Below are 24469 nucleotides of genomic sequence, written 5' to 3'. Positions count from 1 at the left end.
ACGCCTCGGCCCGCCCATCCAGCACACCACCGGCGGGCCCGCCCCCGAGCGCCTCAGCGGACCCTGACCAGGCAGGTACCGGCAGGACCACCCTGGGCCCGCCGCGCCGCGCCCGGTTCGCGCACACTGGAACCATGGCGGACGAGACGCGAGGCGGGAACGGAACCGGCGCGGCCCAGGGCGTCCGCGTCGGGATCGCCGACTTCCTGCGCTCCCGCAGGGCCAGGATCACCCCCGAACGGGCCGGGCTGCCCGCCGACGGCCGGATCCGTCGGGTGCCGGGGCTGCGTCGGGACGAGGTGGCCCGGCTGGCCGGGGTGAGCACCGAGTACTACACCCGGCTCGAACAGGGCCGCGCCCGCAACCCGTCGCCCGAGGTGCGGGAGGCGCTGGCCGGCGCGCTCCATCTCGACGCCGCCGAACGGGAGCATCTCGCCGACCTGCTCTCCCGCCACCGGCCGCGCCGCGCGCCCACCGCGCCACAGCGCGTGCGCCCCGGCGTGCGGCTGATGCTGGAGACGCTGGAGCGGGTGCCGGCCTTTGTGCTGGGCCGCCGCACCGATGTGCTGGCCGCCAACGCGCTGGCCAGGGCGGTGCTGACGGACTTCGACGCGCTGCCGGCCAACCGCCGCAACGTCGCTCGTTACTACCTGCTGGACCCGTCGGCGCGGGCCACGGTCGGGGACTGGGAGCTGCTGGCGTCCGAGACCGTGGCGATGCTCAGGCTGGAGGCCGGACGCTACCCGCAGGATCGGCTCCTCGCCGATCTCATCGGCGAACTCACGTTGGGCTGCCCCGAGTTCACCACCTGGTGGAACGACCACCGGGTGGTGCGCCGCACCCATGGCAGCAAGACCTACCACCATCCGCTGGCCGGCGAGCTGAGCTTCTCCTACGAGTCCTTCCTGGTGCCGGGCGACAGCGAGCAGACGCTCTGCGTCTACAACGTCGAACCCGGCTCCCGCACCGAGAAGTCCCTCGCGATGCTGGCCAGTTGGCACGCCCCGGCGCCCATCCGCTGAACGGGTTCCCCTGGGCAGGGGGGCCGGGCGCGGCGGCGCGCCCGGCCCCTGGGACGCGGGGTCAGAGCGTCCCGGTGGCGTAGTACGGCTTGCAGACGTCCCCGTCCCAGTCCGTCGCGATCATGAACAGCTCCCGGCCGTCGGCCGAGGGCAGCAGCGGGGAACTGTAGTTGGGGCAGTAGTTGGGCACGGCGTCCGGCACCTGGACGGGCGCGGGTGCGGCCCGCCAGGGGCCCGCGCCGTTGTCGTTGTTGACCAGCACGATCCGCCCGTTGTCGGCCGATGTGCCGCCGTCGGCGTCGAGCGCCATCTGGCCGACGATCACCAGCTGGCCGTTCGGGTTGCCGTCGGGCGCGGGGGACCAGGCCACGGTGGGCGCGGCCCGCAGGTAGGTGCCGTTCGCCGTCTCCGGACGGAAGCCGAGGTGGGTCGGGTCGCCCCAGTTCCAGCCGTCGGGCGAGGTGCGGTAGTGCACCACGCACTGGTACTGACCGCCCGGGTTGCAGATCTCGAAGATCATGAAGTACTCGCCGCTGGGCAGCTTGCGGACCACCGGCATCCCGGGGCGGTCCGGCTCCCAGGAGCTGGCCACGGTGTTCTGGCGGTCGACCCAGTTGACGCCGTCATAGCTGCGGGCCGCGGCCAGCTTCTGGTTGTGCGCCGGATCGGTCTCGTCCGCGTAGTGGCAGACCAGCGCGCCGTCGGCGGCCACGGAGAACTCCGGTTCCCACAGCCCGCCGGTCCCGCTGGCCACCGCGCAGCTCGACAGGTACGACCAGCTGCGGCCGATGTCCTGGCTGGCCCAGATGCGCAGCGCCATCCGCCGGTCGGCCTCGTCCTGGCCCGCCGACGAGGCCCAGAGCAGGGTGCCGGCCGGCAACGCGCCGACGTCCTGCGGGAGTTCGTAGAGCGTGGCGCAGCAGAGGCCCTGGCCGGCGGCGGAGTCCGGGTCGGCGACCGTGCCGACCTGCTGGAACGTCTGGCCGTTGTCGGTCGACTCGTGGATGGCGCCGAGGCCGTTGTTCTCCTGGAAGGTGACGACGGCGGCCAGGACGCGGCCGTTGGCGTCGCCGTTGTGCTCCAGGCGGATGGCGCGCGGGTAGAGGCCGGTGTCGTCCCGGAGCGGGGTGCCGTTCGCGGCCGGTACCGCCACGCCGGATTCGATGGCCTCCCTGGCGTCCTCGGCCACGGTGGCCTGGGCGGCGGCCCCTGTCCCGGCTTCGGCTGCGGTTCCGGTTCCGGTTCCGGCTTCGGTTTTGGTGAACGTGGCACTGGCCGCCGGGGTGCCCAGCAGCGCGGCCAGCAGCACGCCGACGCCCAGCAGCGTCGAACGTCTGGCCAAGCGCGACGATGTTCGGCTCATGGAGGTTTCGTCCCTGCCTAACTTTCCGTGGGGGGTCTGGGGTTGGTCGGCGGAGACGGCGTCGGGGGCCCCGTCCCTGGGAGGCGCCCCACGCGCACCGCGTCACCCTCAGCACGGTGGCAGCGCGGGCGCTGATCTTCCAGACATCAGGGGGGTTGCCATTCTCGTGTTCATCGATGTAAAAGTCGCGCTCTCCCAGCCCGTCCCAGCCCCACGGCCGGCCCCGCTTCTTCCACCGTTCCACCGCGCCAGCGGTCAGTCCCTGCGCGGCAGATGGATGTGTTGCACGCCCTGCTGGGTCGCGTTGACCGTGCCGTTGCCCAGGGCCAGGTTGATCATCCGGGCCTGGCCCGCCGGGCGTTCGGCGGGCGGGGGCCCGTCCTGGTCGGCCGCGCCGGGCGGCGGGCCGGGCGGGGCGCCGGGGAGGTGCAGCCAGGCGGGGGCGGTGAGTTCCTTCTCCTGGAGCGTGACCGGGTGGAAGGAGTCCGAGGCGATCCCCGGATAGCCGTGCGGCACGGTCTCCTCGTGGAAGTGCTGGGACACCATCAGCGCCACGGTCAGCTCCTGCCGCGCCGCGACCAGCGCGGCGCGCAGCTGCGCCGCGTCCAGCATCCGGCTGAGCACCTCCAACGGGCGCCCGGTGACCTCGCCTTCCGCGCCCAGCCGCACATCGCCGGCGTGCAGCGCGGCGCGCACCCTGACCCGCTGGTTGGGCTCGGCCCCCTCGTTGTGCTCCCGCAACCGGCGCGCCAGCGTGGGCACCAGCGGATGGATCAGCCGGGGCTTCCACACCCCGGACGGCAGCGTCAGCCGCAGCCCGTCGCCCAGGTCGTGGCGGTGGCACGCCGCCCAGTCGACGCCGCTGGCCTCGACGGACGAGTGCAGCGCGCCGAACAGCGCGTCCCTGATCCGCTGCTGTGGAACGTTGCCCCGGCCCGACGAACGCTCGATGTCGACGGCCAGCACGGCCCGGTACTCCCACTGGTTCAATGGACCTCCCTGAACGGTCGCGGGTCTGCCCCGCACATCGTCGACTCCTGTCGCCAACACGAGTCTCCGACAGCGGGGTTGACGAGCGGGGTTGACGAGCGGGGTCGGCGGGCTGTCGGCCGGCGGCACTGCCGGGGGCCGCGTCGCCCATGTCCTAGTGTGCCCAGGACGGGGCGATTCGACAGACCCGACACCCATTCCGCCCCAACGTCTCGCATCCGTGGACGGCGGGCGGTCGTCGGGGGAGTTCGGGGAAGTTCGGGAAAGCCGTGGGAAGGGGAGGGAAGGAGACCGGCATGACGGACGGATCAGGCGCGCGGAACTGGCCGGCGACCACGCTGCTCGGCGGGGTCGCCGAGCCGGCCCGCGCCCAACTCCTCGACCTGGGTGTGCAGATCGGCTACCGCCCGGCGCGGGTGCTGATGCGGGAAGGTGAACGAACCAGTTTCGTACTGCTGCTGTTGGACGGCATCGTCAAGGCGACCGGGCGGGCCGGGGACGGCAGGGAGGCGCTGCTGGCGGTGCGGATGGGCGGCGATCTGGTGGGCGAGCTGGCCGCGTTGGACGACAGCCCCCGGTCGGCCACCGTCACCACCTGCGGCCCCGTCGTGGCCCGCCGCGTCAACCAGGCCGAGTTCCAGGCGGCCATGCGGGACCGGCCGGCGGTGGCGCGGGCGGTCAACGTGGCCGTGGTCCGCAAGCTGCGCGCGGCCACCGCGCACCGTATCGACCTCACCGGCTGCGATGTCACCACCCGGCTGGCCCGGGTGCTCAACCAGATCGCCGGCACCTACGGGGAGCCGCGCGGACGCGGCGTGGAGATCCGTTGGCCCATCACCCAACCGGAGTTGGCCACCCTGGCCGCGGCGGCCGAGCCGTCGGTGCACCGGGCGCTGCGCGGGCTGCGCGAGTCGGGCGTGGTCTCCACCGGCTACCGCTCGATCCGGATCGAGGACCTGGCGCTGCTGCGCCGCATCGCCGTCGCCGGCTGAGTCGCCGACGTTCGTGAAACGGCGGCGAACGGCGGCGAACGGTGAAGTAGTTGCGCGAAAACCGTCATCTGATGGGGTGAGGACCGCGTTCGCTCACTAGCGTGGGGCACACCGTGGGCGTGCGCGATGCCGAGCCCCATGGCCTCGCCCCGGCCGGGGCGCTGGCCCGGGGGTCCTTCGGGGGGAGCATCGCGCCGCGCACGGATCAACGCGTGGCCGTTGTGGTGCGGTTGGGGTCGGGGGAACGGTCACGGGGGACGCGCGGTCGGAAGGAGCGGACGATGACGGATTCCGAGGAGGGCGGCGCCTCGCCCGAGCCGGCGGCGGGCCGCCGGCTCGGCGTCGGCGGGGACGCGACGGGCACGTTCATCGCCGGCGACCACAACGTGGTGATCAACGCGCACCGTTCGAACGTCACCCTGGCCCGCGCCACGCCGCGCCCGACCCGCAGGGAGCGGGTCGCGCTGCTCCCGCGCCGGCCGCTCGAACCCCTGGGCCGTGGCGAGGCGTTGACCGCGCTCGGCCGGGCGGTCGCGGCCGGCGGGGTGGTCCAGCTGTGGGGGCCGGCCGGCGTCGGCAAGAGCACCCTGCTGCGGCACGCGGCGCACCGGCTGCCGCCGGGGGCCGACGGGGTGGTGTTCCTCACCGCGGCCAGCCGCGAGCCGGACGACCTGGCTCAGGAGGTCTTCGAGAGCTGCTACCGCTCCGAGGACTACGCGCCCTCGCGCGCCGAACTCCGCCGGCTGATGGCCGAGGTGCGGGTGACCGTCTATCTCGACGACGCGGAGCTGACCGCCGAACGGGTGGCCGCGCTGGCCAACGCGCTGCCCGACGCGACGCTGGTGCTGGCCGGCGAGGCCCGTTCGCTGTGGGGCGAGGGGACCGCCATCGAACTGGCAGGGCTGGATCGGGAGTCGGCCCTCGACCTGGTCGCCAGGGAGCTGCGGCGCGCGTTGACGCCGGACGAACGGCAGGCCGCCGAGCGGCTGTGGCGGGCCGCGCTCGGCCGGCCGCTGCCGCTGCTCCGCGCCACCGGTCTTGCCCGGCTCGACCCTTCGGGCGAGGCCAGGCTGCCCCGCCCTGGCGATGTCGCCGAGCTGCTGCCGCTGCTCTTCGACGCCCTGGACCCCACCGCGACCGCCGCGCTCCATCTGCTGGCCTCGCTGGGCGACGCCGTGGTCGCCCCCACGCATGTGGGCGCGTTGACCGGCGCTCCCGATCCGGTGGCGCTCTGCGAGGGCCTGGCCGACCTCGGCCTGGTCGTGGCGAGTGACGCGGGCTTCCGCTGCGTCTCGGATGTGCTGCCGGCGCTGCGGGTGCGGCTTCCCGTCCCGTTCCCCGTCGACCGGCTGAGTGAGCACTTCGCCGCCTGGGCGGCGGAGCCGGGGACGGCGCCCGAGGAAGTGGCCGCGCACGGGCGGGCGTTGGAGGCCGTGACGCAGCTGGCGGTGTGGGCGGGGCGTGCGGATCTGGCGGTCGCCGTCGCGCGGGCCGCCTCGCCGGCGATGGCCAGGGGGCTGCGCTTCGGGCTGTGGGGACGGCTGTTGGGCCGTGGCTGGTCGGCCGCCCGGACGACGGGGGACCGTTCGGCGATCGCCTTCTTCACCCATGAGGAGGCCGTCCGGACGCTGTTGATCGGGCAGCGGGTCATCTCGGGCGTGCTGATGACGCAGGCCGTGCTGCTCTGGCGGGAGTTGGGCGAGTCGCCCGAGGGGGCGGGGGCGGCGGCCCAGGCGCAGCAGCCGGGCGCGGAGCCGGGGGTGGCCGAACACGGGGACGGCGCGGACGCGTTGGGCCAGGCGGAGCCGCCCGGCGGCTCCCTCGCCGGCGACCTGCCCCCACCGCCGGACCTGCCCCCGCCGCCCGAGGGTCCCCCGCCGCTCTCCGACCTGCCCACGGTCGCCGATGTGCCCCCGCCGCCGGAGGCGCCGCCCGCGCCCGAGCCGCCGGACTTCTCCGCGGCGCCGGACGCCTCCGCAGCGCCGGACTTCTCGGGGGCTTCGGACGCCGAGGTGGTCGAGCACATGTCGCAGCTGGCCAGCGACGTCGTGCCGGAGCCGGTCGCCGAGCTCGGCCAGTCCGCGCTCTGGAACTGGCCCCCCACCGGCCCGCCCCCGGACGGCTCGGCCGCCGCCGCCCCGGCCACCGGCGCCCCGGACGGCGGCGCTTCGGCCTTCGGCCTCCCGGACGGCGGCCTCTCCAGCGCCGCCACCACGGCGGGCGGCGCCGCCGGCGGCGGCGGACTGTCGACGGGCGCCCTGCTGGTGACCTCGGTGGCCGCGCTCACCGCCCTGACCCTCGGCGTGGTCCTGGTGCAACGCGCGTCGGACGACGGCCCGAACGAGACGACGGGGTCCTCCGACACCTCGGTCGCCGGCAGCTCGTCCGGCACCGACGGAAGCACCGACGGAAGCACCGGAGGCACCGACGGCGGCACGGGCGGCTTGGGCGGGACCGACGACGACCCGATCACCGAGCCGACCGAGGCCCCCGAACCCGAGGAGCCCACCGAACCCCCGCCCGACCCCGAGGACCTGGCCGGGACCTGGCAGGACGCGGACGGGTACATGGTGCGGATCGTCGCGGCCGGCTCCGGCGCCTACCGCTGGCAGGTGCTGGACCACTGCGACGGGCTCACCACCATCGAGGTCAGCGGTTCCGGCGGCGACTTCCAGGGGACCATGCCCGTCCTCGACATCGAGGACGACACCTGTGGGACGGTGGTCTTCAACGCCGACCTCACCATCGACATCGCGGCGGACGGCGAGACGGCCGCCGTCAACGTGTACGTGCCGCCGAGCGATCTCTACGAGTGTTACAACTGCGGCGACGAGCAGTGGACCCGGTTGTCCTACGCCTGACCCGCCGCACCACCACCGTCTTCTCGAAGACTTGACGAAGGGGCCTCGATGACAGCGGCAGGCGACGACAGCTACTCGGTCCACATCGGCGGCAACGCCACGGGCCCCGTGGTGGCCGGCCATGGCAACACGATCGAGACCCGGACCGAACAGCCGGCCGAACAGCCGAACGAGCGGCCGGCCCAGGCGCCGGGCCCGACGCAGACCAACCTGGCCACCGACCACGCCAGCGTCTTCACCGTGATGAACGGCGAACTCCACGTCCACCGGGGCGCGGACGAGCCGGACGAGGGGGCGTGAGAGCCGCCCCCAGGCCGCCGGTCGCCCGGTGGCCCACCTCACCCGCCGAGGCGGTGGCCCCAACCCGGGCCACCGCCTCAGCCATGCGGTCGCACCGGGTTTATCGCGATCCGTACGCGCCACGATTCCTGTGACCGACAGGGCGGAGGGGCGAGCCCCGATGGGCTCGCCCCTCCGCCGCGACCAGCCCAGGACCGGCACCAAACCTTCCGCCCATCGGCGCCGAACGCACCGCGACGCCCCGCCCACCGAACGACGAGCACCCCGCACCAAGCACCCCGCACGGAGGGACCCCAACGTGCCGCACCACCAGCTCACCGACCTCTATCCGCGCGAGAAGCTCGCCACCGCCCTGCCCCCGCCCGGCGGTTGGCGCCCCCTGCCGCCCGCCGCCGACCGCGCCGCCTGGGGACGGCTGCCGGCGTCGACACGCGGTCGCCTGCTCGACCTCACCGCCCGGCACCTCGCCGACGAGCTGCCGCCGCTGCCCCCGGACGGCTTCGCCGACTTCGGCCAGACCGGCGACCGGCAGCGCTACGAGCACGCCTACTTCGCCCGCCGCACCCGGCTCAACGCGGCCGTGCTGCGCACCCTCCTCGTCGGCCCGGGTGCGGCGACGGCCGAGCTCGACGCCGTCGTCCGGCTGATCTGCGCCGAGATCACCTGGTGCCTCCCGGCCCACGAGCTGAGCCACGACATGCGGGGAGATCCGGCGCCCGACCGGGCCCGGCCCACCGTCGACCTGTTCGCCGCCGACACGGCCGCGCTGCTGGCGCACACCCGGCTGCTGGTCGGCGACGAACTCCCCCCGGAGACGGACCGCGTCCTGGTGCGCGAGGTCCGCACCCGGGTGCTGGCGCCGTTCCGGGAGCGCGACGACTGGTGGTGGCTCGGCCGCTCGGGCGAGCGGCTCAACAACTGGACCAGCTGGATCGTCTCCAACGTCCTGCCCGCCGCCCTGCTGCTGGAGGAGAGCGCCGACACCCTGCTGGACAGCGTCGTCCGCGCCGTCGAGACGCTGGACCGCTATCTGGCCTGCGCCCCCGACGACGGCGGCTGCGACGAGGGCATCTGGTACTGGTGGCGTTCGGGCGCCTCCTACTTCGAGTGTCTGGAGAGCCTCGCCGACGCCACCGGCGATCCGTCCGCCCTCGCGCTGCCGAGCACCGCCGCGCTGGCCCGCTACCCGGTCACCGCGCACATCGCCGGCGACTGGTACGTCAACTTCGCCGACGGCCGGCCCCTGTTGGGCCAGGTCGAGCCGGGGCTGCTGCACCGCTACGGCGTCCGCGTCGGCGAGCCCGAGGTCGCCGCGCTGGCCGCCGCCACGCCGCCGGCCGACTCGCTGGCGGCCCCCGACGTCTCCCTCGCGCGGCTCGTCACCCCGCTGCTCGACGCCGACTGGCGGTCGGCCGGCCCCGGCCCGGCGCCGCTGCCCGCGCAGCGCTGGCTGCCCGACACCGAGCTACTGGTCGCGCGGGAACGCGCAGGCGACCCCGAGGGACTCTTCCTGGCCACGAAGGGGGGCCACAACGGCGAGTTCCACAACCACAACGACGTGGGCTCCTTCGTGCTGGCCCACCGGGGCCGCCCGGTCGTCATCGACCTCGGCGTCGGCACCTACAGCCGCAAGACGTTCGGCCCCGACCGCTACGACATCTGGACGATGGGCTCGGCCTGGCACAACCTCCCCCTGGTCGGCGGCCACCAACAGGCCGCGGGCGCCCGGCACTCCGCGCGCGAGGTGGCGGCCACCCTCACCGAGGCGTCCGCCGCCCTCTCCCTCGACCTGGCCGCCACCTGGCCCGAGGAGGCCGGGGTCGAACGCTGGGAACGCACGCTGACGCTGCGCCGCGCCGACGGGACCGACCCCGCCGAGGTCTCCGTCACCGACCGCTGGCGCCTGGCCTGGCCGCCCGAGTCCCTGGCGCTGCACCTGGTGACCACCCACCCGGTGGACGTCGGGCCGACCCCGGGCAGCCTGCTGCTCGGCGCGCCGGGACATCGGGTGCTGCTCGGCTACGACGCCGCCGCCTTCTCCCTCGAAGCGGAGGAACGCGCCGTCGGCGACCCCAGGTTGACGTCCGTGTGGGGGCCCACCGTGCACCGGGTGCGGCTGATCGCCACCACCCCGGCCGCCGAGGGCCACACCCGCCTCACCTTCCGGGCCGCCCCCCGGGCGGACGCCGATGCCTGACCGGCCGGCACGGGGGCCCGCGGCGGGCCCCCGTGCCATCCTCACTTGGGCCGGTGCCCGCAGGGCTTCTTGACCGTGATGGTCGCGGTGTCGGGAGCGGAGCGCAGCGCCCCGTCCTCGGTGCTCGCGACGGCGGTGTTGGTGATCCTGCCGCAGTCGCCCTTGTGCTCGCCGACCAGATACCGGCCGGTGCAGTGGGTGCTCTCGCCGGGCGCCAGCGTGCCGGACGGGCAGGTCACGTCGGCGACCAGATCGTCCGTCACGACCACCCCGGACACCGGCTCGTCGCTGAGGTTGGTGACGGTGTACCGGTAGACCACCGGCTCGCCGTGCTCATAGGGCCTGGAGTCGTCCACCGACTTGCTGAGCCCAAGACCGACCTCGGAGCCCAGATCGAGCGTGACCCGGTCGGGCGGCGAGGTGATCACGGTGTGGTCGACCACGCCGCTGGCCACCGCGGTGTTGGTGACGGTGCCCCGGCCCACGTCGTCCTGGGTGATCACATACTCGCCCGTGCAGGTCATGCTCTCGCCGGGCCACAGCCGCTCCCGGGGACAGACCACGTTCACCGCCCGGTCGTCCAGTACGGCCAGGCCGCTGATCGGGGTGTCCCCGCCGTTGGTCACCAGATAGGTGTAGGGCACCACGGTGCCGGCCGGCAGCACCTCGGGCAGCGGGGGCTCCTCCGCGATCTGCTTCACGACGCTCAGCCGGGGCAGCTCGGCGACCGGGTGCACCGCCACATTGCGGATCAGATGCACATCGGTGAAGAGCCCGGTCGAGCCGGCGAACCCGAACTTGTAGCTGTCGGGCACCGGTTGGGGCGCCGGCGTGGAAAGCACCCGCTGACTGCCGGCGCCGTCGTGGAAGTCCACGGCCACCGTCAGCACGGGGTCGGGCGTCGGCGAGATCTCCACGGTCACGGTCCGCCGCGACGGCTCCAACAGCGTCTCCGCCTCCTCGGGCGTGACATCGGGCGGCAGCGCCGTGGTCGGCCCGTGCAGCTCCCCCGGCAGGGTGGAGTTCCACGGCGGGGTGGTGGTGAGCTGGTCCGCGGTGGCGGTCAGGAAGCAGTAGCCGTCCGTCCCGTTCCCCGGGCCCCGGACCGTCACCATGTTGGGGCCGGGCGGCGGTACCCGGAACTCCGTTCCGGCGGGGGAGCGTTCGGCGCAGCCGTTGCCGCGCTGCTCCCAGTCGCCGAAGAAGTTGCCCAGCACATCGAGGCCCACGCCGAGATAGCCCTGGTTGACGCCGGGCAGGAACTCCTGGCTCGGATCGTCGTCCGGCAGCTTCTGGGCATAGCCGAGGCTGCCTCCGAACGCGCCGGGCGCGTCCAACGTGGCGGCCCCGTCGATCAGGAAGAACGAGATCCCGTCCGCCGGCGGGTCCGTGGTGCCGCCGTACTGCCACTGCTCGAAGGTCACATGGAGCCCGGCGCCGGACGGGATCGCCTGCTCGTAGAGCGCCGCGCCCGCCTGGTCGGTGGCGGCGTCGGTGAGCCGCAGATAGCCGAACGGGGCACCGTCCGGCGGCGGCACCGGGCCCGTCGAGCCGCTCGGGCAGCCACCGAGCGGCTCGGCGCCTGGCCCCGGTGGGGAGTCGTCGATGGGCGCCCCGGTCAGACAGGCGGAGCCGAAGCCCAGGAAGTCCGGGTCCGCGCTCGCCCCGGTGAACGTCTCGTCCACCAACGGCGGCCCGCCGGGTTGGGCCACCGCCGGGCTCGCCAGCAGCGGCGAAGCGCCCAGCATCAGCGCGACCCCGAGTGACCGGAGGTATCGCCCGTTTCGGATAGCGGGGATGTCATGTGCGGAGAACACCTTCACCCTGGTCACCGCAGGTAATCGACCCTCACCCGTCCGCGACGACGCGCCCGCCCGATCCCACGCCGTCGAGGAGACGCGCGTGGTCGGCCCGGTGGCGCCCGGGCCAGCGTCGCCCTTCTTCCGGCTGGGGGCAGGACATACGATGCTCGGTGATTCCGTTGGACATCGGGCGCGACGATGTGGGGGGCGTGATGGCGGACGGCTTAGCCGGGCACGGAGACGCGGCGGCGTGGCAGGCGCCACCCCCCGGGGCGCTGCGCGAGTGGGACCCTCGGGACATCTCCGGCTACCAGCTGCGGGGGCGGCTGGGCTCGGGGGGCATGGGGGCGGTGTATCTCTCGGAGACCCGGGGCGGGCAGCCGATCGCGTTGAAGGTGGTACATCCCGATCTGGCCGAGGACCCGCAGTTCCGGCGGCGGTTCGAGCGGGAGGTCCGGGCGGCGCGACGGGTGCGGGGCCGCTACATAGCGCCCGTGGCGGACAGCAACACCGAGGGCCCGACACCCTGGTTGGCCACCGAGTACGTACCGGGCCCCTCCCTGCACCAGGTCCTGAACGTGGTGGGCGAGCGGCTCGCCCCGCACGTGGTGCTGCGGCTTGTGGCCGGCATCGCCTCGGCGCTGACCACGATCCACGAGGAGGGGATGGTCCACCGGGACCTCAAACCGGGGAACGTGATGCTCGCCGCTGACGGGCCGATCGTCATCGACTTCGGCGTCGCCCGGGCCGCGGACGCCTCCATGCTGACCGGGACCCGAACCCGGATCGGCACCCCCGGCTTCATGGCCCCGGAGCAGGTGCGAGGGGGCGAGATCACCTCCGCCACGGACATCTTCGCGCTCGGGCTGACGGCCCACGTCTCGGCCACCGGCTCGCATCCCTTCGGTGAGGGGACGCCGGACGCGCTGCTCTACCGGATCGCGCACACCCACGCGGACCTGACCGCCTGCCCGCCCGGGCTGCGCCGGCTGATCGAGCCCTGCCTGCGCCACGAGGCGGCTGACCGACCGTCGGCCAGGGAACTGCTTGCGCTATGCCGGGAGTTGGGCGCCGAAATGGGCCTGGACGACGTCCTGCCCACCGCGGGCTGGCTGTCGCACCCGAGCCCCCCGACCCCGCCGACCCCCGCGACCCCGCCGGCCCAGGTGCGGCCCGTAGCGCCCCACCCGCCCGCGCCCGCGCCCGTTCCCGCACCGCAGTACGGCGTGGTGCCGACACCTCCGCCGCCCTCCGCCGGTGCCCGGCGGCGCCGGACCTGGTTGATCGCCATACCGGCGCTGGTCCTCGTCCTCGCCGTGGGCGTCGGCATCGTCGTCGTGAACACCGGGGGCGACGGCTCGGACGAACCCGACTTCCACGTGGGTGACCTCGTGGTGGCCTACGACGAGTTCCAGTACGACGTGGCCTCGGCGACGCTGACCAGCGACACCCGGGCGGAGGTCGACGTGCTCTGGCAGTACCGCGAGGAGGGGGTGGACGAGTGGACGCGCTCCCACGAGGAGACCGTGTCCATCACCCCCAACGAGGAAGTCCAGCTCTCGCACAACTTCGCCGCCAAGGCCTGCGAGACCACCTTCAAGGCCGAGATCAAGCACGAGGGCGTCACCATCGGGTCCCCCGAGGCGATCGAGTGCACCCGGGACGATACGGGGTCGGACGATACGGAGCTGGACGATACGGGGTCGGACGAAGTGTGGCCGGACGATACGGAGCTGGACGATACGGAGCCGGGCGGAGCGGGGTGGGCGCTCCATATAGCTGACTTCGTGGTGGCCTACGACGACGTCCGGTACGACGTGGCCTGGGCGACGCTGACCAGCGACATCTGGACGGAGGTGGACGTGATCTGGCTGTACCACGAGGAAGGGGAGGACGTATGGATGCTCGTCCACGAGGAGACCGTGTCCGTCACCCCCGACGAGGAAGTCCAGCTCTCGTACGCCTTCGAGTCCCTGCCCTGCGGGACCACCTTCAAGGTGGAGATCCAGCACGAGGGCACCACCGTCGACGAGGCCGAGGCGATGGAGAGCGACACCTGCTGATCGTGGTGGTTGGCCGGGCTCAGGGGTCGGGTTGGTTCGGTTCTCCGAGGATCAGGGGGCGGTGGGAGGGCTGGAGGCCGGTGGGGAGGTTGTCGGGGGTGAACCAGGCGGCTTCGAGGATTTCGGTGGGGTCGAGGGTGAGGGTGCCGCCGACCAGGACGGCCTCGTAGGCCGCTTCGGCGCGCAGCCGGTAGCCACTGTTGAGGCGGACCAGGTCGCCGACCTTCACCTCCAGGCCGGTCTCCTCACGCACCTCGCGGACCACCGTGTCCTGGAAGGACTCGTCGCGCTTGGCGTACCCCGTCGGGAGGCCCCAGTCGCGGCCCTCGGCCCAGAAGCGGTGGCGCAGCAGCAGCACCCGCCCCGCGTCGTCGCGGACCACGCCCGTCACACCGACCATGAACTTCGCGTTGAGCAGCCACGACACCCGCCACTGCACCCGGCCCCCCAGCGCGCGCCACACCCGGGCCATCAGCCTCCGCATATCTGCCTCATGCCAACCACCTTACGTAGCCACCCCGTTGCCCCACGACGGCGCAGGGGGTGGACACGGAGTCACGCGACGGTCGACGACACTGAACGTGGAACCCACCCGGCGCGCCCTGGAGCATCGCGCGTCTCGACACCGGACCGCTTTCAACCTCCGCGCCCCGCACCGATCGCCGAATCCGGCGAACCCGCCGGCGGCGCTCAGTGGTAGACGGTCACCCCCCGGTACGCCGCCCAGGATTCGGCCGCGACGGCCATGGCGTCCAGCCAGGGCTCGTCGGGCCGGCGCAACGCGCGGTGCCGGTTCATCCGGGCGGTGGCGACGACAAACGCGTCGATCGCCTCCGGGTCGGCCTCCGTCCACGCTGGGCACCCTCGTGCGAAGGATTCGGCCTCAGCAGGCGTGTACAGGCCACCGATCAGTTGGAGGACCAGCATCGCCGGATCGATAAAGGCCGCTCCCCGCGTGGGCCAGGACCAGTCCACGACCCAGTTGCGGTCGGCCCCGATCAGCAGGTTGCCAGGGTTGATGTCCACGTGCAGGAGTGTGTCGCCGCGAAACAGCTCCGGGGCCCCCCGGTCGGCCCACCAGTCCCAACGGGTCTCTGGCCAGTCCCGAGCGACTCCGGGCAGATCCAATTCGCCGATCGCGTTGACTAGTTCGACAAGCGCCGGCACGTCCGCCGACCCCTTTCCGAACTCCGCGTCTCGCGCATCAACCCTTTCGAACCCGAGAACGATCCAATCCGCGTCCTCCACCGACCACAACAACTCAGGGGCCAGGGTGCGAACAAACGGGTTGATCGCCTTCTCCCGCAGCATCTGATCACGCCGCCCGCCAGGCTGGTTCCGCATCGCCTTGACGAAGAAGGACTGCTGTTGACCTTCGACGATGGCAAGGAAATCGGTGCCATATCCATGTTTGGGTGCCAGAAATCGCTCGACTTTCCCCACGTGCGCCGCAACTAGTGCCCGGATTTCCGGGCTGGGGTTCAGGGCCTCCAAAGCCTTACCTCCGTGGATCACAATGGTTTGAAGTGTAGCCGGGTTCGCACTCGCCATTATCGGGATGACAAGCAGGAGGCAGATCCCCCTTCGGGGTGCAGGGCGTTCTCGCGGGGAAACACGGGGTCTGGTCTGGGTAGCATTTCTTGGGGGCGCATTTCAGTTCGGGTTTGGGCTTTTCGCTCCGGACGGCTTGGCGGATGGCCGCGCTCGCCAGGGCCATGGTGGGGCCGTTCAGAATGGTACCCAGCTCTTCTTGCCGCACGTCTCCCACCTTGATCCAGGTGGCGAACACGCACGGTGTGACCTCGCCGCTCGGGCCGATGGCCGCGGCGTCGGTGCCGCACCGGCCGCAGAGGTGGGCCGGGTTCGGCTCTTGCCTACCCCCTTTCTCTCCCCGGCCGAACGGCCGGACGTCGTCGACGCCGATTCTCGTCACGCCCAGCGATTCAAGATCGGCCCGGGCCTCGGTCACACGTTGGTCATCGCGACCGACGATGATCCCCGCGCGGATCGGGATGCCGAGTTCCACCGCCTTGGCGATGTTGGCCCGGGTGCGGCGATGACTTGGCCTACCGGTCAAGGCGTTGTGTTCACCCGCCTGATCCGAGTAGTAGGACGTGGCGAGCGAAACGCCAGCGCGCCGAAAACGCGCCCAGTTCGTCTCGGAGATGTGCACGAGATTGCTGAATATCTCCGTTTCCAAGCCGAGAGCCAGCGCGTGATCCAGCAGTTCCGCAAAGTGCGGATGCATCGTGGGCTCGCCCCCGATGAACTGGACGCTGCGAATTCCGGTAGTCGCAGCCTGGGTAAGGAGATCAATCCATGCTTCGCGGCTCATGCTGCCGTGATCGCCGCCAGGTCCGGACTCGTTGTAGCAGTGGTCGCATTCCAGCTGGCACTTCCGCGTCAGATCCAACCAGAGGAATCCGACCTTCGCCGAGTTCAGGGGTAATGATCCGGTCGTTGGGGACACCAAGCACCTCCATCAAACCTGTCCACAGGTGAGTCGGTCAACCTACAGGCCAAGTTACTGAACATGTGACTGCGTGCCAACCAGCCTACGGAGCCGTCCCGTTGCTCCGTCCCGGCGCACGGGGTGGGCACGAAAGCACGCACATCTGGGCTTGGACGGTTGCCGCAGGCATGGGTTCTTGGTGTGGCGACGTGGCCGCGCCCGTCGTACCAAGGTGTCGCCGGTTAAACCTCCGCGCAGGCGCGGAATTGGCCGCGGGGCGGTGGAACCTTTGGTTTGGTGACGGAAAGTGAGCGGGGGGCGCGCAAGTGGGGTGGTGGGGACGGGGCTTCGGGGGTGGCGTGGGGAATCGAACACGGGGCTCGACGTGCGGCCCCCGGTGGTGACGGAGGGTGGCGGTCGGCGGGGGCTTGGGAGGGGTGAACGGGGGCTCGGAGGGCGTGAGTTGGGGGCGTTGGGGCCCGGGCGGGCGGGTGGCGGGAGTGGCGGCACCACGCGGTGAGCGCCCCGTTTGGTCACGCTCCGTGTGTCCGAAAAGCGACGGTGGCCGAACATGCGGCGGCCCCCCGTCCGGGAGCGGACGGGGGGCCGGGGAGCGCGCGACGGACTACGGGATGAAGACGCTGGCGCCGTAGATCTCCTGGACGGAGCCCGGGCCGACGAGGTTGGTGAGGCCGCCGGAGCAGTTGGCACCCGAGTGGACGCGGGCGCCGACGTTGGTGTCGTTGGCCACGGTGAAGTAGTCGGGGGCGTCGCTCACCGGGTAGCAGCCGGACGGGTTCTCGCGCTCGACGCCGTCGATGGTGAGCACGCCCTCCGCGGCCTGGGCGGAGGTGGCGCCGGCGACGGTGAGCAGGGCCGCGGCGGCCAGGGAACTCAAGGCGGTGATGGTGGTGCGCATGCTGTGGGGTGCCTCTCTCTCGGCAGCGGAGGGTCCGCTTCCGAGAGCACCAACGACCGGAGCCGTCCAAAGGAACGGCCGGGTCAGAGCCCCGCGAGGAAGCCCGTCCAGGCGGTCCGGGTGGCGGTGAACGAGGGCCCGTCGGGCCGCTTCGAATCACGGATGGCGATGCCGGCGCCGGCCGGGAGCCGGGCCGCCTGAACGCAGTCGCCGCCTTGGTCGTTGCTGTAACTGGACGTGAACCAGCGGAGGTTCGCGGGTGTCGATGTCATGGCAACGAGGGTAGGCGGGCGGGCACCCAGGGTGAAGAGGGCATAGGGAAAGCCCCAACTAGCTACTGGCCGGCAACACAGTTGGGGCTTTCCGTTTATGCAGCCGGGCGGTCAGACGAGGCGACTGACGCCGGCGATATGCCTGGCTCGGCGAGGAAGCCGGACCAGGTGGCAGCGGAGAGACGGGGACGACGGACTGCCTAGGTCCTTCGCATCCCGCATCGCGCTGCCGGATGGAGCCTGGGCCGCCCTCCAGCGCAGCTCCCCACGTAGTAGAGAACTACGACTGGAGGGGGCCCAGTTGAGTTCGTTGGGGACGACCTCATGACCAGAACTCTAGCCCCGTCGCAGCGGGCGAAGCGCCAAATGGCGGACTGTTCACCCGAAGGTGGAACGGAGGGCGCAATAATGCCCCAACCGCCCGCGAATGGCGTCCGGTTGGGGCATCGGTCGCTCAGGCCAGGTCGTTGGACCTCACAGCGGCCAGGAAGCCGGTCCAGGCCGAGGGCCCGAAGCCGAACGCCGGCCCGGCGGGGTTCTTCGAGTCGCGAACGGCCATCCCGCCGTCCGACAGCCGCGCCCCCTGGACGCAGTTCCCGCCCTGGTTGTTGCTGTAGCTGGAGGTGAACCAGTCAAGCTCGGTGGAGGCGATGGTCGCTCGCGTGTTCATCGGTCTTAGAACTCCTTGATTGCTTTCTTGAGCAGGCCCAGGGACTCCTGGTGCCCGGGGGCGAGGGCCTGGAGGTCACGGAAGGTGTCCTCGTAGCGCTGGACGTAGCGCTCCTTACGACTGACCCAACTGTCCGCCAGACTCTCCAGGTAGACGATCGAGGGGGCGACGGTGGGCTCGTCGAACTGGAAGATCACGAAGGAGCCGTTCATCCCGGGGTGGACCCCCATCCCGAACGGCACCACCTGGACCCGGACATGGGCTCGCCCCTCCGCTGTCTTCACGATGTGGGCCAGCTGCTCCCGCATCAGCTCGGCGCTGCCCACCTTACGTCGGAGCACCGACTCGTTGATGATCACGGTGTACCGCAGTGGGTTGGGCTTCCGCAGCAGGTTTTCCTGGCGGGTCAGCCGGATCGCCACATGGCGTTCGACGTCGTCGGGGGTCATCTCCCGATGCGCCTCCTGGTAGATCGCCCGGATATACGCCTCGGTCTGGAGCAGTCCGGGGACAAACTCCGACTCGTAGTTCAGCAGGCCCGAGGTCGAGGACTCCAGGCCCAGAAAGGCCCGGAACACCGGGGTGATCAGGGGGTGATACTCCGGGTTCTGCCACCAGTCCTTCTTTTCCTTGGTGACCCGGGCGAACTCGACCAGCTCCTTCTTCAACGCCGGGCCCGCCCCGTAGATCTCGCAGAGCGCGATCACATCCGCGGGCTCCACCACCGTGTTCTCCGCGCCCTCAAGGCGGGTCAGCTTGGAGGGGCTCCAGATCAGCCGGGCGCAGACCCGGTTGGCCTTCAGCTCGGACGCGACGCGCAACCTCCGCAGCTCGTTGGCCAGTTGGATGCGGCACAGCGCCGGGGTCGCCGACTCGATGTCCGTCCTCATCCGTCAGTCCTCTCTCACTTCAGTCTTGCGCCGCACGTTCTGCGATCACAAGCAATTTTCTGAGCGTCCGTCAATTGTTTTGCGCCGACGTGGAATTACCGGCCGTAATCACCGAAACACTCAATGGATTTTGAGCTCAGAATTACAGGCTCTTCGTGGCTCCGCTACCACTCTGCCTGTCATTCTGGAGCTATGCGCTCACTCTCTGTTTCGAAACAGTGAGCGACGTCGTTCGAGCCCCTGCTCGCGACCACCCGGGGAGGCGTCAAATGACCTTGACGGAAAGGCTTGTTGCAGACGAGGACGCGCGTAACTGGCTGTTAACGGCGCGTGCCCAGGGGATCGGTGCGTGGAGGGGGCGCGTAACGGACGTCATGCGCCGGTGGCATCTGCCGGAGCCGGCGCAGGAGTTGGGTCAGCTCGGCGTCACGGAGCTGCTGACCAATGTGACCCGCCATGTGGCCGACCCGGAGTGCCGGCTGCTGCTGGCCCGGCTTCCGGAGCTGGCGATCGTCCAGGTGCTGGACCGGTCGTCCGCCTTCCCGGTGGTGGGCGCCCGGCCGCCGGACCCGGAGGCGGACGCGGGGCGCGGGCTGTGGCTGCTCAGCCGGATGGCCACCGACTTCGGCTGCTTCCGCCACGTCTGGGACGACGGGACCGTCGGCAAGTCCGTCTGGTTCGCGATCCGTTGTGGCGATGATGCCGAGTGCTGAGCACCTGGATGTTCTTTCACTGGGCATGGTTGACCCTGCTCGGTGCACCGGCATTCGTCTACCTGGTCTACCGGGCGTTGGCGGCGGCGCTGGCCTGGCTGGTGGACCAGATCCGGCGCGCCGAGGAGGCGCCGGACGAACCGCCGCCGCCGGCGCCCGATCCGCTGGACCGCCACGCGGCTCTGCGTGCCCGCATCAAGCAGCTCAACGCGGCCAGTGTGGCCAACTACCGCACCAAGAGCGGCGAACTCCCGTGACCGCCGGGGGACTCCACCGACCATCCGAAGAATCCGTCACCCATCCGCCGTGCATATCGCCGCGAAACGAGGGAACAGCGTTGACCCACCATCGGACCCATGCCTACGGGCACCGTTACCCGTATCCGGTCGCGCGCGGCGCGGACTGGTCGGTGAGCGAGGAACGCGGGCGGGGGGTGCCGCGGGTGATCTACGGCGCCGAGTGCCTGACCTGCGACGCCCGTTCGCCGGTGGTCGAAGACGACGCGCAGCCGGTGACGGTGTGGGTGATAGAGCACACCAGGGAGACGCCGGACCACGGGCGGTTCCTCATCCGTGGCGAGAAGCACTGGCGCGTCGACTGCCCCACCGCTCCGACCCCGCCGGCGCCCGAGCCGCGGCGCGGACCCGTCGCCGCCTTTGTCGACCGCGCGTTCGGGCCCACGTTCGTCGGCCTGATGTGCGTGCTGACCGTGGCCACCGGGCTCCTGATGGCCAGCGCCTGACCACCCCCACGACGAAAGAGACACCATGCACACGACGTTGAGCCGTTCGCCCGTCCCCATCCGCTTCCATGTCCTGGCCACCACCGCCACCCACCACGTGCTGATGGTGCGCGGCTCGGGGGAGAACGCGGCCTGGGTGCTCCCCAACGGCGAGGTGGGGGCGGGTCGTTGTCCGATCCTGGCGGCGCGGGAGAAGATGATCAGGGCGACGGGGTATGACCGCTCCTGCTGTGAGGCCCTCGCGTTCAGCCTCGACACGGACGAGGCGGGCCGACTCACCGCGCTCACCTACGTCCTCGACGGCGGCGAACTCCCCCGCGTCCCGGCCGACGCCAACCGGCTGCCGGAGCGCGTCGGTTGGCTGCCGCTGCGCGAGCTGAACGAGCCGCCGTCCATCGTCCAGTACGCCATCATCGCCACCAACCGCCGCCGCCGCATCCCCCTCCTCATCAACGGCGACCGCCCCGAGGCGGCCTTCCTCTGACTACGGCCCTCGCTGCCGGGGAAGAAGGATCTAGCGTGTCGGCGATCGACGTGCGGTGGGGTGGGTTGGACGCCGTCATGGCGGAGTCGGGGTACTGGCCCGAACGGTCCCCCTGGATCAGGGAGGCCGCGTGGAGCCTGCCTCGCCATGACTTCGCCGCTGACCGCCTGTGGTTCTGGGACGGGTACGCGTACCGGTCCGTGGATCGCGGGGCCGACCCCGACCGTTGGGCGGCTCAGGTCTACGCCGGGCCCCACGATGCCGCGATCACCCAGATCACCGAGGGGCGTCCGTCGTCCAGCCTGTCCGCGCCGGCGGTGGTGGCGGACATGCTGGACTCCCTGCTGGCGGAGCCGGGGCACCGGATCCTCGAACTCGGCGCCGGCACCGGCTGGAACGCCGCGCTGCTGGCCCACCGGGTCGGTCCTGGCCGGGTGACCTCCGTCGAGGTGGACGGCGAACTCGCCGCCACCGCGAGGAACCGACTCGCGCGCGCGGGAGTGCGGGCCACGGTCGAAGTCGGTGACGGCACGGCCGGCTGGCCCGGCGGAGCGCCATTCGATCGGCTGATCGTCTCCTCCTGGGCGACACTCGACGGCCCCAAGGCCACGGCCCACACCGGCGGCCCCCGCGACCTCGCCGCGGAACTCGACCACGCCTGGACCCACTGGACCGAGCGGGGAGCACCCGACATCTACGACTTCGGCATGACGGTCGAGCGTGACACGGGTCAGTTCATCTGGTGCGACGATCCGTCCACGGGCCCCTACTGGCCAGCCACCGGTTAGGAGCGCTCACCGGCGGCGGTGGGGGGGCGGAAAGCCGTGGTCGGTGTGGGGGTCGGCGTGGTAGACGGGATGGGTTCGTCCGCGACCTTCAGGAGTGCCCCATGCGTCGACTCGCCGTCTTTCTCGCCTCGTCCGACGGGCACGACCCGGCGCACGCCGAACTGACCGCCGCCGTGGGCGCGGAGCTGGCGCGGCGGGGCATAGGGATCGTCTACGGCGGCGGTCGCCGGGGGCTGATGGGGGTGCTGGCGGACAGCGCGATGGCGGCCGGCGGCGAGGTCATCGGCGTCATCCCGCGCGACATGGTCGAGCGGGAGTGGGCGCACCGCGAGGTGACCGAGCTGGTGATCTGCGACTCGATGCACGAGCGCAAGGCGCTGATGGCGGAGCGCGCCGACGCGTTCGTCGCGCTGCCGGGTGGCCTGGGCACGCTTGAGGAGCTCTTCGAGGTGTGGTCGTGGCGCCAACTCGGCTTTCACGCCAAGCCCGTTGGCTTCCTCGACGCCGGCGGCTTCTGGACGCCGCTGCTCGGCGCCCTGCGCGGCCTCGTGGACGCGGGCTTCCTCGCGGCGTCCACCCTGGACGACCTGGCCGTCGCCCCCGACCTGCCCGGCCTGCTGACCACCCTGGAGGACCGCCTGCGCGCCGTGCCCCAACCGGCGCGCGGGCGGTAGGCCGCCCGGCGTGGTGGCGGTCAGAGGTATCAGAGGTATCAGAGGTAGGGGGTGGAGGAGCGGCGTTCGAGGGCGATGGCCGTGACGTCGGTGCCGCTCGGGGTCTCGCACCAGGTGAGCAGTTTGAGGCCGGCGCGGTCGACGGTGATCTGGCGGTCGCCGGCGCAGGTGCCGGCCGCCTCGGGCAGTTCGGCGTAGACGCGGAGGGCGGCGTCGCGGTTCTCCTGGTCGAGGGCCAGGACGTCGCCCTCGTCGGTCACCGCGTAGACGATCACGCTCCGCATGACCTCGGTGTCCGGCTGGCCGCCGGCGAACGCGGCCTCCAGGGGCCTGGCCCCGGTGTGGATCTCCCGGTACTCGCGCTCGACGTAGGACGTCCGGCCGTCGGTCAGGACGGGTTCGGGCTCCTCGTCCTCCGTGGGCTCCGCCAACCAGCCGTAGAGCGTGCCGCCGTCGAGCCAGACATGGCTGTAGGGCGTGGCGTCGGTCCTCGTCGGGCGCAGCGGGAGCTCGGTGTCGGGGGGCAGTTCGGCCAGGTGGACGGTGCGGATGTCGCGCTGTTCGAGGAGCAGCGGGCCGGCGAAGTCGTCGCACCAGGTGCCGGCGAACAGGATCCGGTCGTCGCTGGTGTTGTGGTTTCGGAGCTGGTCGTCGTCGTGGACGTCGAAGTCGGTGATGTGGGGGGTGTTCGGGCAGCCCAGGGCATGGATCCTGCCGACGGCCAGCGGCGCCTCGCGGTACAGCGGGCCCTCGTGCGCTTCGAGGCCGCCGCGGAAGTCGTGGTTCTCGGGCAGGGACGGGACGGAGGTGTAGTTCGCGAGGGCGCAGCCCTGGGTGAGCAGGTACTGGGGCTGCTCCTCGTGCAGGGGGTTGGGGCGTTTGGCGGGCATGGCCAGCCGCAGGCACTCGGTCTGGACCCGTTCCACCGACAGCAGGTCACCGTTGCTCTGCCGCACCTCGATCAGGTGGTCGGGGGCCTCCAGGAAGATCTCCGGGGTGCCGGCCAGCGCGACCACGGGGCGCCAGGTGTCCTCGTGGGGGGAGGGGCTGGTGCCGGTGAGGAACGTCCAGGTTCTGGCCGGGTTGTCGAAGCGGTGGGCGGGATCGGGCAGGGCCGTCTCCCGCAGCGGCTCGCCCGAGTTGGCGTCGAGGGTGACCAGGGTGCGGGACTTGGCGACCACCAACACCCGGCAGTCGGGGGAGACCCCCACCTGTCCGAGGCGGCCAGGGTGGTCGGGCGGGCCCTGGAACTCCCCGGTGCCGCCGTGGGGGACGGTGTAGCGCCAGCGTTCGGAGCCGTCGGCCGTGTCGTAGCCGATCACGGAGTCCTCGCCGTCGCCGGCCTCGACGGAGACCAGGGTGCCGTGCAGCACCACCGGATCGCGTTGGTGTTCGCGGGCCACCCGGCCCGCGTCCGCCGGCTGTCCGAACTCGACGGGCGGGGCGGCGACGGCGCACTCGGTCAGCGCGGCGGCGCCGGGCAGGGTCTCCTGCCACCGGACCTCGGTCGGCTTGGCGTAGGGCGTCCACTCCAGGTACTGGTCCAGGGAGAGTTCGACGCCCTGGTCGCGTTCCTCGGCCGGCACCGTCCGGGAGATCGCGTCGACGCGCGGCTCCTCTCCTTCGGCGCGTTGGATCGCCTGGGCGGTGAGGCCGGAGCCGACGGTCGCGGCGCCGGCGAGCAGGGCGCCGGCGAGCGTGGTCGCGATGAGCAGCCGCGCTTTGCGCCCGGAATCGCCGGTGGGGGGCAGCCAGGGGGCGCGCCTCCGGTGCAGCAGCGCGCAGAGCGCCGCCGCCGTGAGGCAGGCGAGGGCGGCGAGCAACGGGACGACGGGGCGGCCGGGTTCGGGCTGGAACGCGAACAGCTGCGTGGCCTCCCTCTCCACCGTGCCGCGTTGGAAGCCGATCGCGCCGAGCGCGGCGGCGAGCGCCGCCAGCGCGCCGGCCAGCGGGAGGCCGCGTCGGTCGCCGAGCAGCACCAGCGCGGCGAGCAGCGCCGGCGTCGCCACCCACCAGGGGGAGGTGCCCAACTCGTCGTCGAACAGGGCGTCCGACCAGGGGGTCAGCGCGGACAGCAGCAGCGCGGCCAGCGCGGCGCCGAACAGCGCGGGGCCCGGCCACCAGCGCCCGGCCGGCTCGGCGGCTTCCTCGGGTGTCGACGGCACCGCGCCCCTCCCTCAACCCTCGCCGGTGTTCGCAATCGCCAACAACCGTAGCGGGCCCGGGGGGCAGGCCACGACCGGGGGCGCTCCGGGGTGGGCGACGACGGAGCGGC

At 72.1% G+C, this 24469-nt stretch carries 23 protein-coding genes; 12 read left to right on the top strand and 11 right to left on the bottom strand.

Going from position 1 to position 24469, the window contains the following annotated elements; genetic code table 11:
* The first annotated feature begins 134 nt into the window (after positions 1–134).
* The gene (locus K4G22_RS12425) at positions 135–1022 is read left to right on the top strand and encodes a helix-turn-helix domain-containing protein (RefSeq protein ID WP_228080155.1); all 888 of its coding nucleotides are present in this window, start codon (positions 135–137) and stop codon (positions 1020–1022) included.
* Positions 1023–1083: 61 nt separating this feature from the next.
* Here K4G22_RS12425 and K4G22_RS12420 read toward each other — a convergent pair whose 3' ends face one another.
* Together K4G22_RS12420 and K4G22_RS12415 are read right to left on the bottom strand one after the other, a co-directional pair.
* The gene (locus K4G22_RS12420) at positions 1084–2364 is read right to left on the bottom strand and encodes an exo-alpha-sialidase (protein ID WP_228080154.1); all 1281 of its coding nucleotides are present in this window, start codon (positions 2362–2364) and stop codon (positions 1084–1086) included.
* 276 nt (positions 2365–2640) lie between these two features.
* Positions 2641–3375, bottom strand: coding sequence for a hypothetical protein (locus tag K4G22_RS12415; protein ID WP_228080151.1), 735 nt, complete (start codon positions 3373–3375; stop codon positions 2641–2643).
* A 296-nt stretch (positions 3376–3671) separates the two neighbouring features.
* On the opposite strand from K4G22_RS12415, the gene K4G22_RS12410 reads away from it, so the two are divergent.
* The 4 genes from K4G22_RS12410 to K4G22_RS12395 all read left to right on the top strand — a co-directional run bounded on the left by K4G22_RS12410 (position 3672) and on the right by K4G22_RS12395 (position 9725).
* Positions 3672–4367: a Crp/Fnr family transcriptional regulator gene (locus K4G22_RS12410; protein ID WP_228080150.1), complete on the top strand. Its 696-nt coding sequence runs from the start codon at positions 3672–3674 to the stop codon at positions 4365–4367.
* 281 nt (positions 4368–4648) lie between these two features.
* Positions 4649–7228, top strand: a complete 2580-nt coding sequence (locus K4G22_RS12405) for an ATP-binding protein (protein ID WP_228080148.1) — start codon at positions 4649–4651, stop codon at positions 7226–7228.
* A 48-nt stretch (positions 7229–7276) separates the two neighbouring features.
* A complete protein-coding gene (locus K4G22_RS12400) occupies positions 7277–7528 on the top strand; it encodes a hypothetical protein (protein WP_228080146.1) in 252 nt (83 codons plus the stop codon).
* A 298-nt stretch (positions 7529–7826) separates the two neighbouring features.
* Complete coding sequence (locus tag K4G22_RS12395) at positions 7827–9725, top strand: heparinase II/III domain-containing protein (protein ID WP_228080144.1); 1899 nt, start codon at positions 7827–7829, stop codon at positions 9723–9725.
* Positions 9726–9766: 41 nt separating this feature from the next.
* On the opposite strand, the gene K4G22_RS12390 is transcribed toward K4G22_RS12395, so the two are convergent.
* On the bottom strand, positions 9767–11473 hold the full coding sequence (locus K4G22_RS12390; protein ID WP_228080142.1) for a DUF7507 domain-containing protein: 1707 nt from the start codon (positions 11471–11473) through the stop codon (positions 9767–9769).
* 266 nt (positions 11474–11739) lie between these two features.
* Here K4G22_RS12390 and K4G22_RS12385 point away from each other — a divergent pair, with 266 nt between their 5' ends.
* The gene (locus K4G22_RS12385; RefSeq protein WP_228080140.1) at positions 11740–13590 is read left to right on the top strand and encodes a serine/threonine protein kinase; all 1851 of its coding nucleotides are present in this window, start codon (positions 11740–11742) and stop codon (positions 13588–13590) included.
* 19 nt (positions 13591–13609) lie between these two features.
* Here the strand turns inward: K4G22_RS12385 and K4G22_RS12380 are convergent, their stop codons facing one another.
* The 7 genes from K4G22_RS12380 to K4G22_RS12350 all read right to left on the bottom strand — a co-directional run bounded on the left by K4G22_RS12380 (position 13610) and on the right by K4G22_RS12350 (position 18793).
* Positions 13610–14074 carry an NUDIX domain-containing protein gene (locus K4G22_RS12380; RefSeq protein ID WP_228080138.1) on the bottom strand — a complete coding sequence of 155 codons (465 nt, stop codon included), beginning with the start codon at positions 14072–14074 and terminating at the stop codon, positions 13610–13612.
* Positions 14075–14280: 206 nt separating this feature from the next.
* Positions 14281–15084: a hypothetical protein gene (locus K4G22_RS12375; RefSeq protein WP_228080136.1), complete on the bottom strand. Its 804-nt coding sequence runs from the start codon at positions 15082–15084 to the stop codon at positions 14281–14283.
* A 4-nt stretch (positions 15085–15088) separates the two neighbouring features.
* On the bottom strand, positions 15089–16060 hold the full coding sequence (locus K4G22_RS12370) for a radical SAM/SPASM domain-containing protein (RefSeq protein ID WP_228080133.1): 972 nt from the start codon (positions 16058–16060) through the stop codon (positions 15089–15091).
* Between the two features lie 607 nt (positions 16061–16667).
* Positions 16668–16961: a hypothetical protein gene (locus K4G22_RS12365; RefSeq protein ID WP_228080131.1), complete on the bottom strand. Its 294-nt coding sequence runs from the start codon at positions 16959–16961 to the stop codon at positions 16668–16670.
* Between the two features lie 83 nt (positions 16962–17044).
* Positions 17045–17233 carry a DUF397 domain-containing protein gene (locus K4G22_RS12360; RefSeq protein ID WP_228080129.1) on the bottom strand — a complete coding sequence of 63 codons (189 nt, stop codon included), beginning with the start codon at positions 17231–17233 and terminating at the stop codon, positions 17045–17047.
* A gap of 454 nt (positions 17234–17687) precedes the next feature.
* Positions 17688–17903 (bottom strand): DUF397 domain-containing protein, encoded by a 216-nt coding sequence (locus K4G22_RS12355; protein ID WP_228080127.1) that lies wholly within the window; start codon positions 17901–17903, stop codon positions 17688–17690.
* 5 nt (positions 17904–17908) lie between these two features.
* Positions 17909–18793: a helix-turn-helix domain-containing protein gene (locus tag K4G22_RS12350; RefSeq protein WP_228080125.1), complete on the bottom strand. Its 885-nt coding sequence runs from the start codon at positions 18791–18793 to the stop codon at positions 17909–17911.
* Between the two features lie 269 nt (positions 18794–19062).
* Between K4G22_RS12350 and K4G22_RS12345 the strand changes: the two genes are divergently transcribed.
* The 6 genes from K4G22_RS12345 (at position 19063) to K4G22_RS12320 (ending at position 22194) form a co-directional block, all read left to right on the top strand.
* A complete protein-coding gene (locus K4G22_RS12345; RefSeq protein WP_228080123.1) occupies positions 19063–19506 on the top strand; it encodes an ATP-binding protein in 444 nt (147 codons plus the stop codon).
* A gap of 29 nt (positions 19507–19535) precedes the next feature.
* On the top strand, positions 19536–19763 hold the full coding sequence (locus K4G22_RS12340) for a hypothetical protein (RefSeq protein ID WP_228080121.1): 228 nt from the start codon (positions 19536–19538) through the stop codon (positions 19761–19763).
* 80 nt (positions 19764–19843) lie between these two features.
* Positions 19844–20248 carry a DUF7848 domain-containing protein gene (locus tag K4G22_RS12335; protein WP_228080119.1) on the top strand — a complete coding sequence of 135 codons (405 nt, stop codon included), beginning with the start codon at positions 19844–19846 and terminating at the stop codon, positions 20246–20248.
* A 25-nt stretch (positions 20249–20273) separates the two neighbouring features.
* Positions 20274–20732 carry an NUDIX hydrolase gene (locus K4G22_RS12330; protein ID WP_228080118.1) on the top strand — a complete coding sequence of 153 codons (459 nt, stop codon included), beginning with the start codon at positions 20274–20276 and terminating at the stop codon, positions 20730–20732.
* A gap of 35 nt (positions 20733–20767) precedes the next feature.
* Positions 20768–21520 carry a protein-L-isoaspartate O-methyltransferase family protein gene (locus tag K4G22_RS12325; protein ID WP_228080117.1) on the top strand — a complete coding sequence of 251 codons (753 nt, stop codon included), beginning with the start codon at positions 20768–20770 and terminating at the stop codon, positions 21518–21520.
* Positions 21521–21621: 101 nt separating this feature from the next.
* The gene (locus K4G22_RS12320; protein ID WP_228080116.1) at positions 21622–22194 is read left to right on the top strand and encodes an LOG family protein; all 573 of its coding nucleotides are present in this window, start codon (positions 21622–21624) and stop codon (positions 22192–22194) included.
* 38 nt (positions 22195–22232) lie between these two features.
* On the opposite strand, the gene K4G22_RS12315 is transcribed toward K4G22_RS12320, so the two are convergent.
* Positions 22233–24359, bottom strand: coding sequence for an outer membrane protein assembly factor BamB family protein (locus K4G22_RS12315; protein ID WP_228080115.1), 2127 nt, complete (start codon positions 24357–24359; stop codon positions 22233–22235).
* Between the last annotated feature and the right edge of the window lie 110 nt (positions 24360–24469).

This window comes from Streptomyces profundus, assembly GCF_020740535.1.
Classification (GTDB): domain Bacteria; phylum Actinomycetota; class Actinomycetes; order Streptomycetales; family Streptomycetaceae; genus Streptomyces; species Streptomyces profundus.
The sequence above is the reverse complement of the archived record's forward strand: the minus strand, read 5'-3'. Positions and strand labels throughout refer to the sequence as shown.

Bases quoted from the DNA above. Each gene is read 5' to 3' on its own strand.
- K4G22_RS12425 (WP_228080155.1), top strand. From the start codon at position 135: ATGGCGGACGAGACGCGAGGCGGGAACGGAACCGGCGCGGCCCAGGGC.
- K4G22_RS12410 (WP_228080150.1), top strand. From the start codon at position 3,672: ATGACGGACGGATCAGGCGCGCGGAACTGGCCGGCGACCACGCTGCTC.
- K4G22_RS12405 (WP_228080148.1), top strand. From the start codon at position 4,649: ATGACGGATTCCGAGGAGGGCGGCGCCTCGCCCGAGCCGGCGGCGGGC.
- K4G22_RS12400 (WP_228080146.1), top strand. From the start codon at position 7,277: ATGACAGCGGCAGGCGACGACAGCTACTCGGTCCACATCGGCGGCAAC.
- K4G22_RS12390 (WP_228080142.1), bottom strand. From the start codon at position 11,473: ATGCTGGGCGCTTCGCCGCTGCTGGCGAGCCCGGCGGTGGCCCAACCC.
- K4G22_RS12385 (WP_228080140.1), top strand. From the start codon at position 11,740: ATGGCGGACGGCTTAGCCGGGCACGGAGACGCGGCGGCGTGGCAGGCG.
- K4G22_RS12380 (WP_228080138.1), bottom strand. From the start codon at position 14,074: ATGCGGAGGCTGATGGCCCGGGTGTGGCGCGCGCTGGGGGGCCGGGTG.
- K4G22_RS12365 (WP_228080131.1), bottom strand. From the start codon at position 16,961: ATGCGCACCACCATCACCGCCTTGAGTTCCCTGGCCGCCGCGGCCCTG.
- K4G22_RS12360 (WP_228080129.1), bottom strand. From the start codon at position 17,233: ATGACATCGACACCCGCGAACCTCCGCTGGTTCACGTCCAGTTACAGC.
- K4G22_RS12355 (WP_228080127.1), bottom strand. From the start codon at position 17,903: ATGAACACGCGAGCGACCATCGCCTCCACCGAGCTTGACTGGTTCACC.
- K4G22_RS12350 (WP_228080125.1), bottom strand. From the start codon at position 18,793: ATGAGGACGGACATCGAGTCGGCGACCCCGGCGCTGTGCCGCATCCAA.
- K4G22_RS12345 (WP_228080123.1), top strand. From the start codon at position 19,063: ATGACCTTGACGGAAAGGCTTGTTGCAGACGAGGACGCGCGTAACTGG.
- K4G22_RS12330 (WP_228080118.1), top strand. From the start codon at position 20,274: ATGCACACGACGTTGAGCCGTTCGCCCGTCCCCATCCGCTTCCATGTC.
- K4G22_RS12320 (WP_228080116.1), top strand. From the start codon at position 21,622: ATGCGTCGACTCGCCGTCTTTCTCGCCTCGTCCGACGGGCACGACCCG.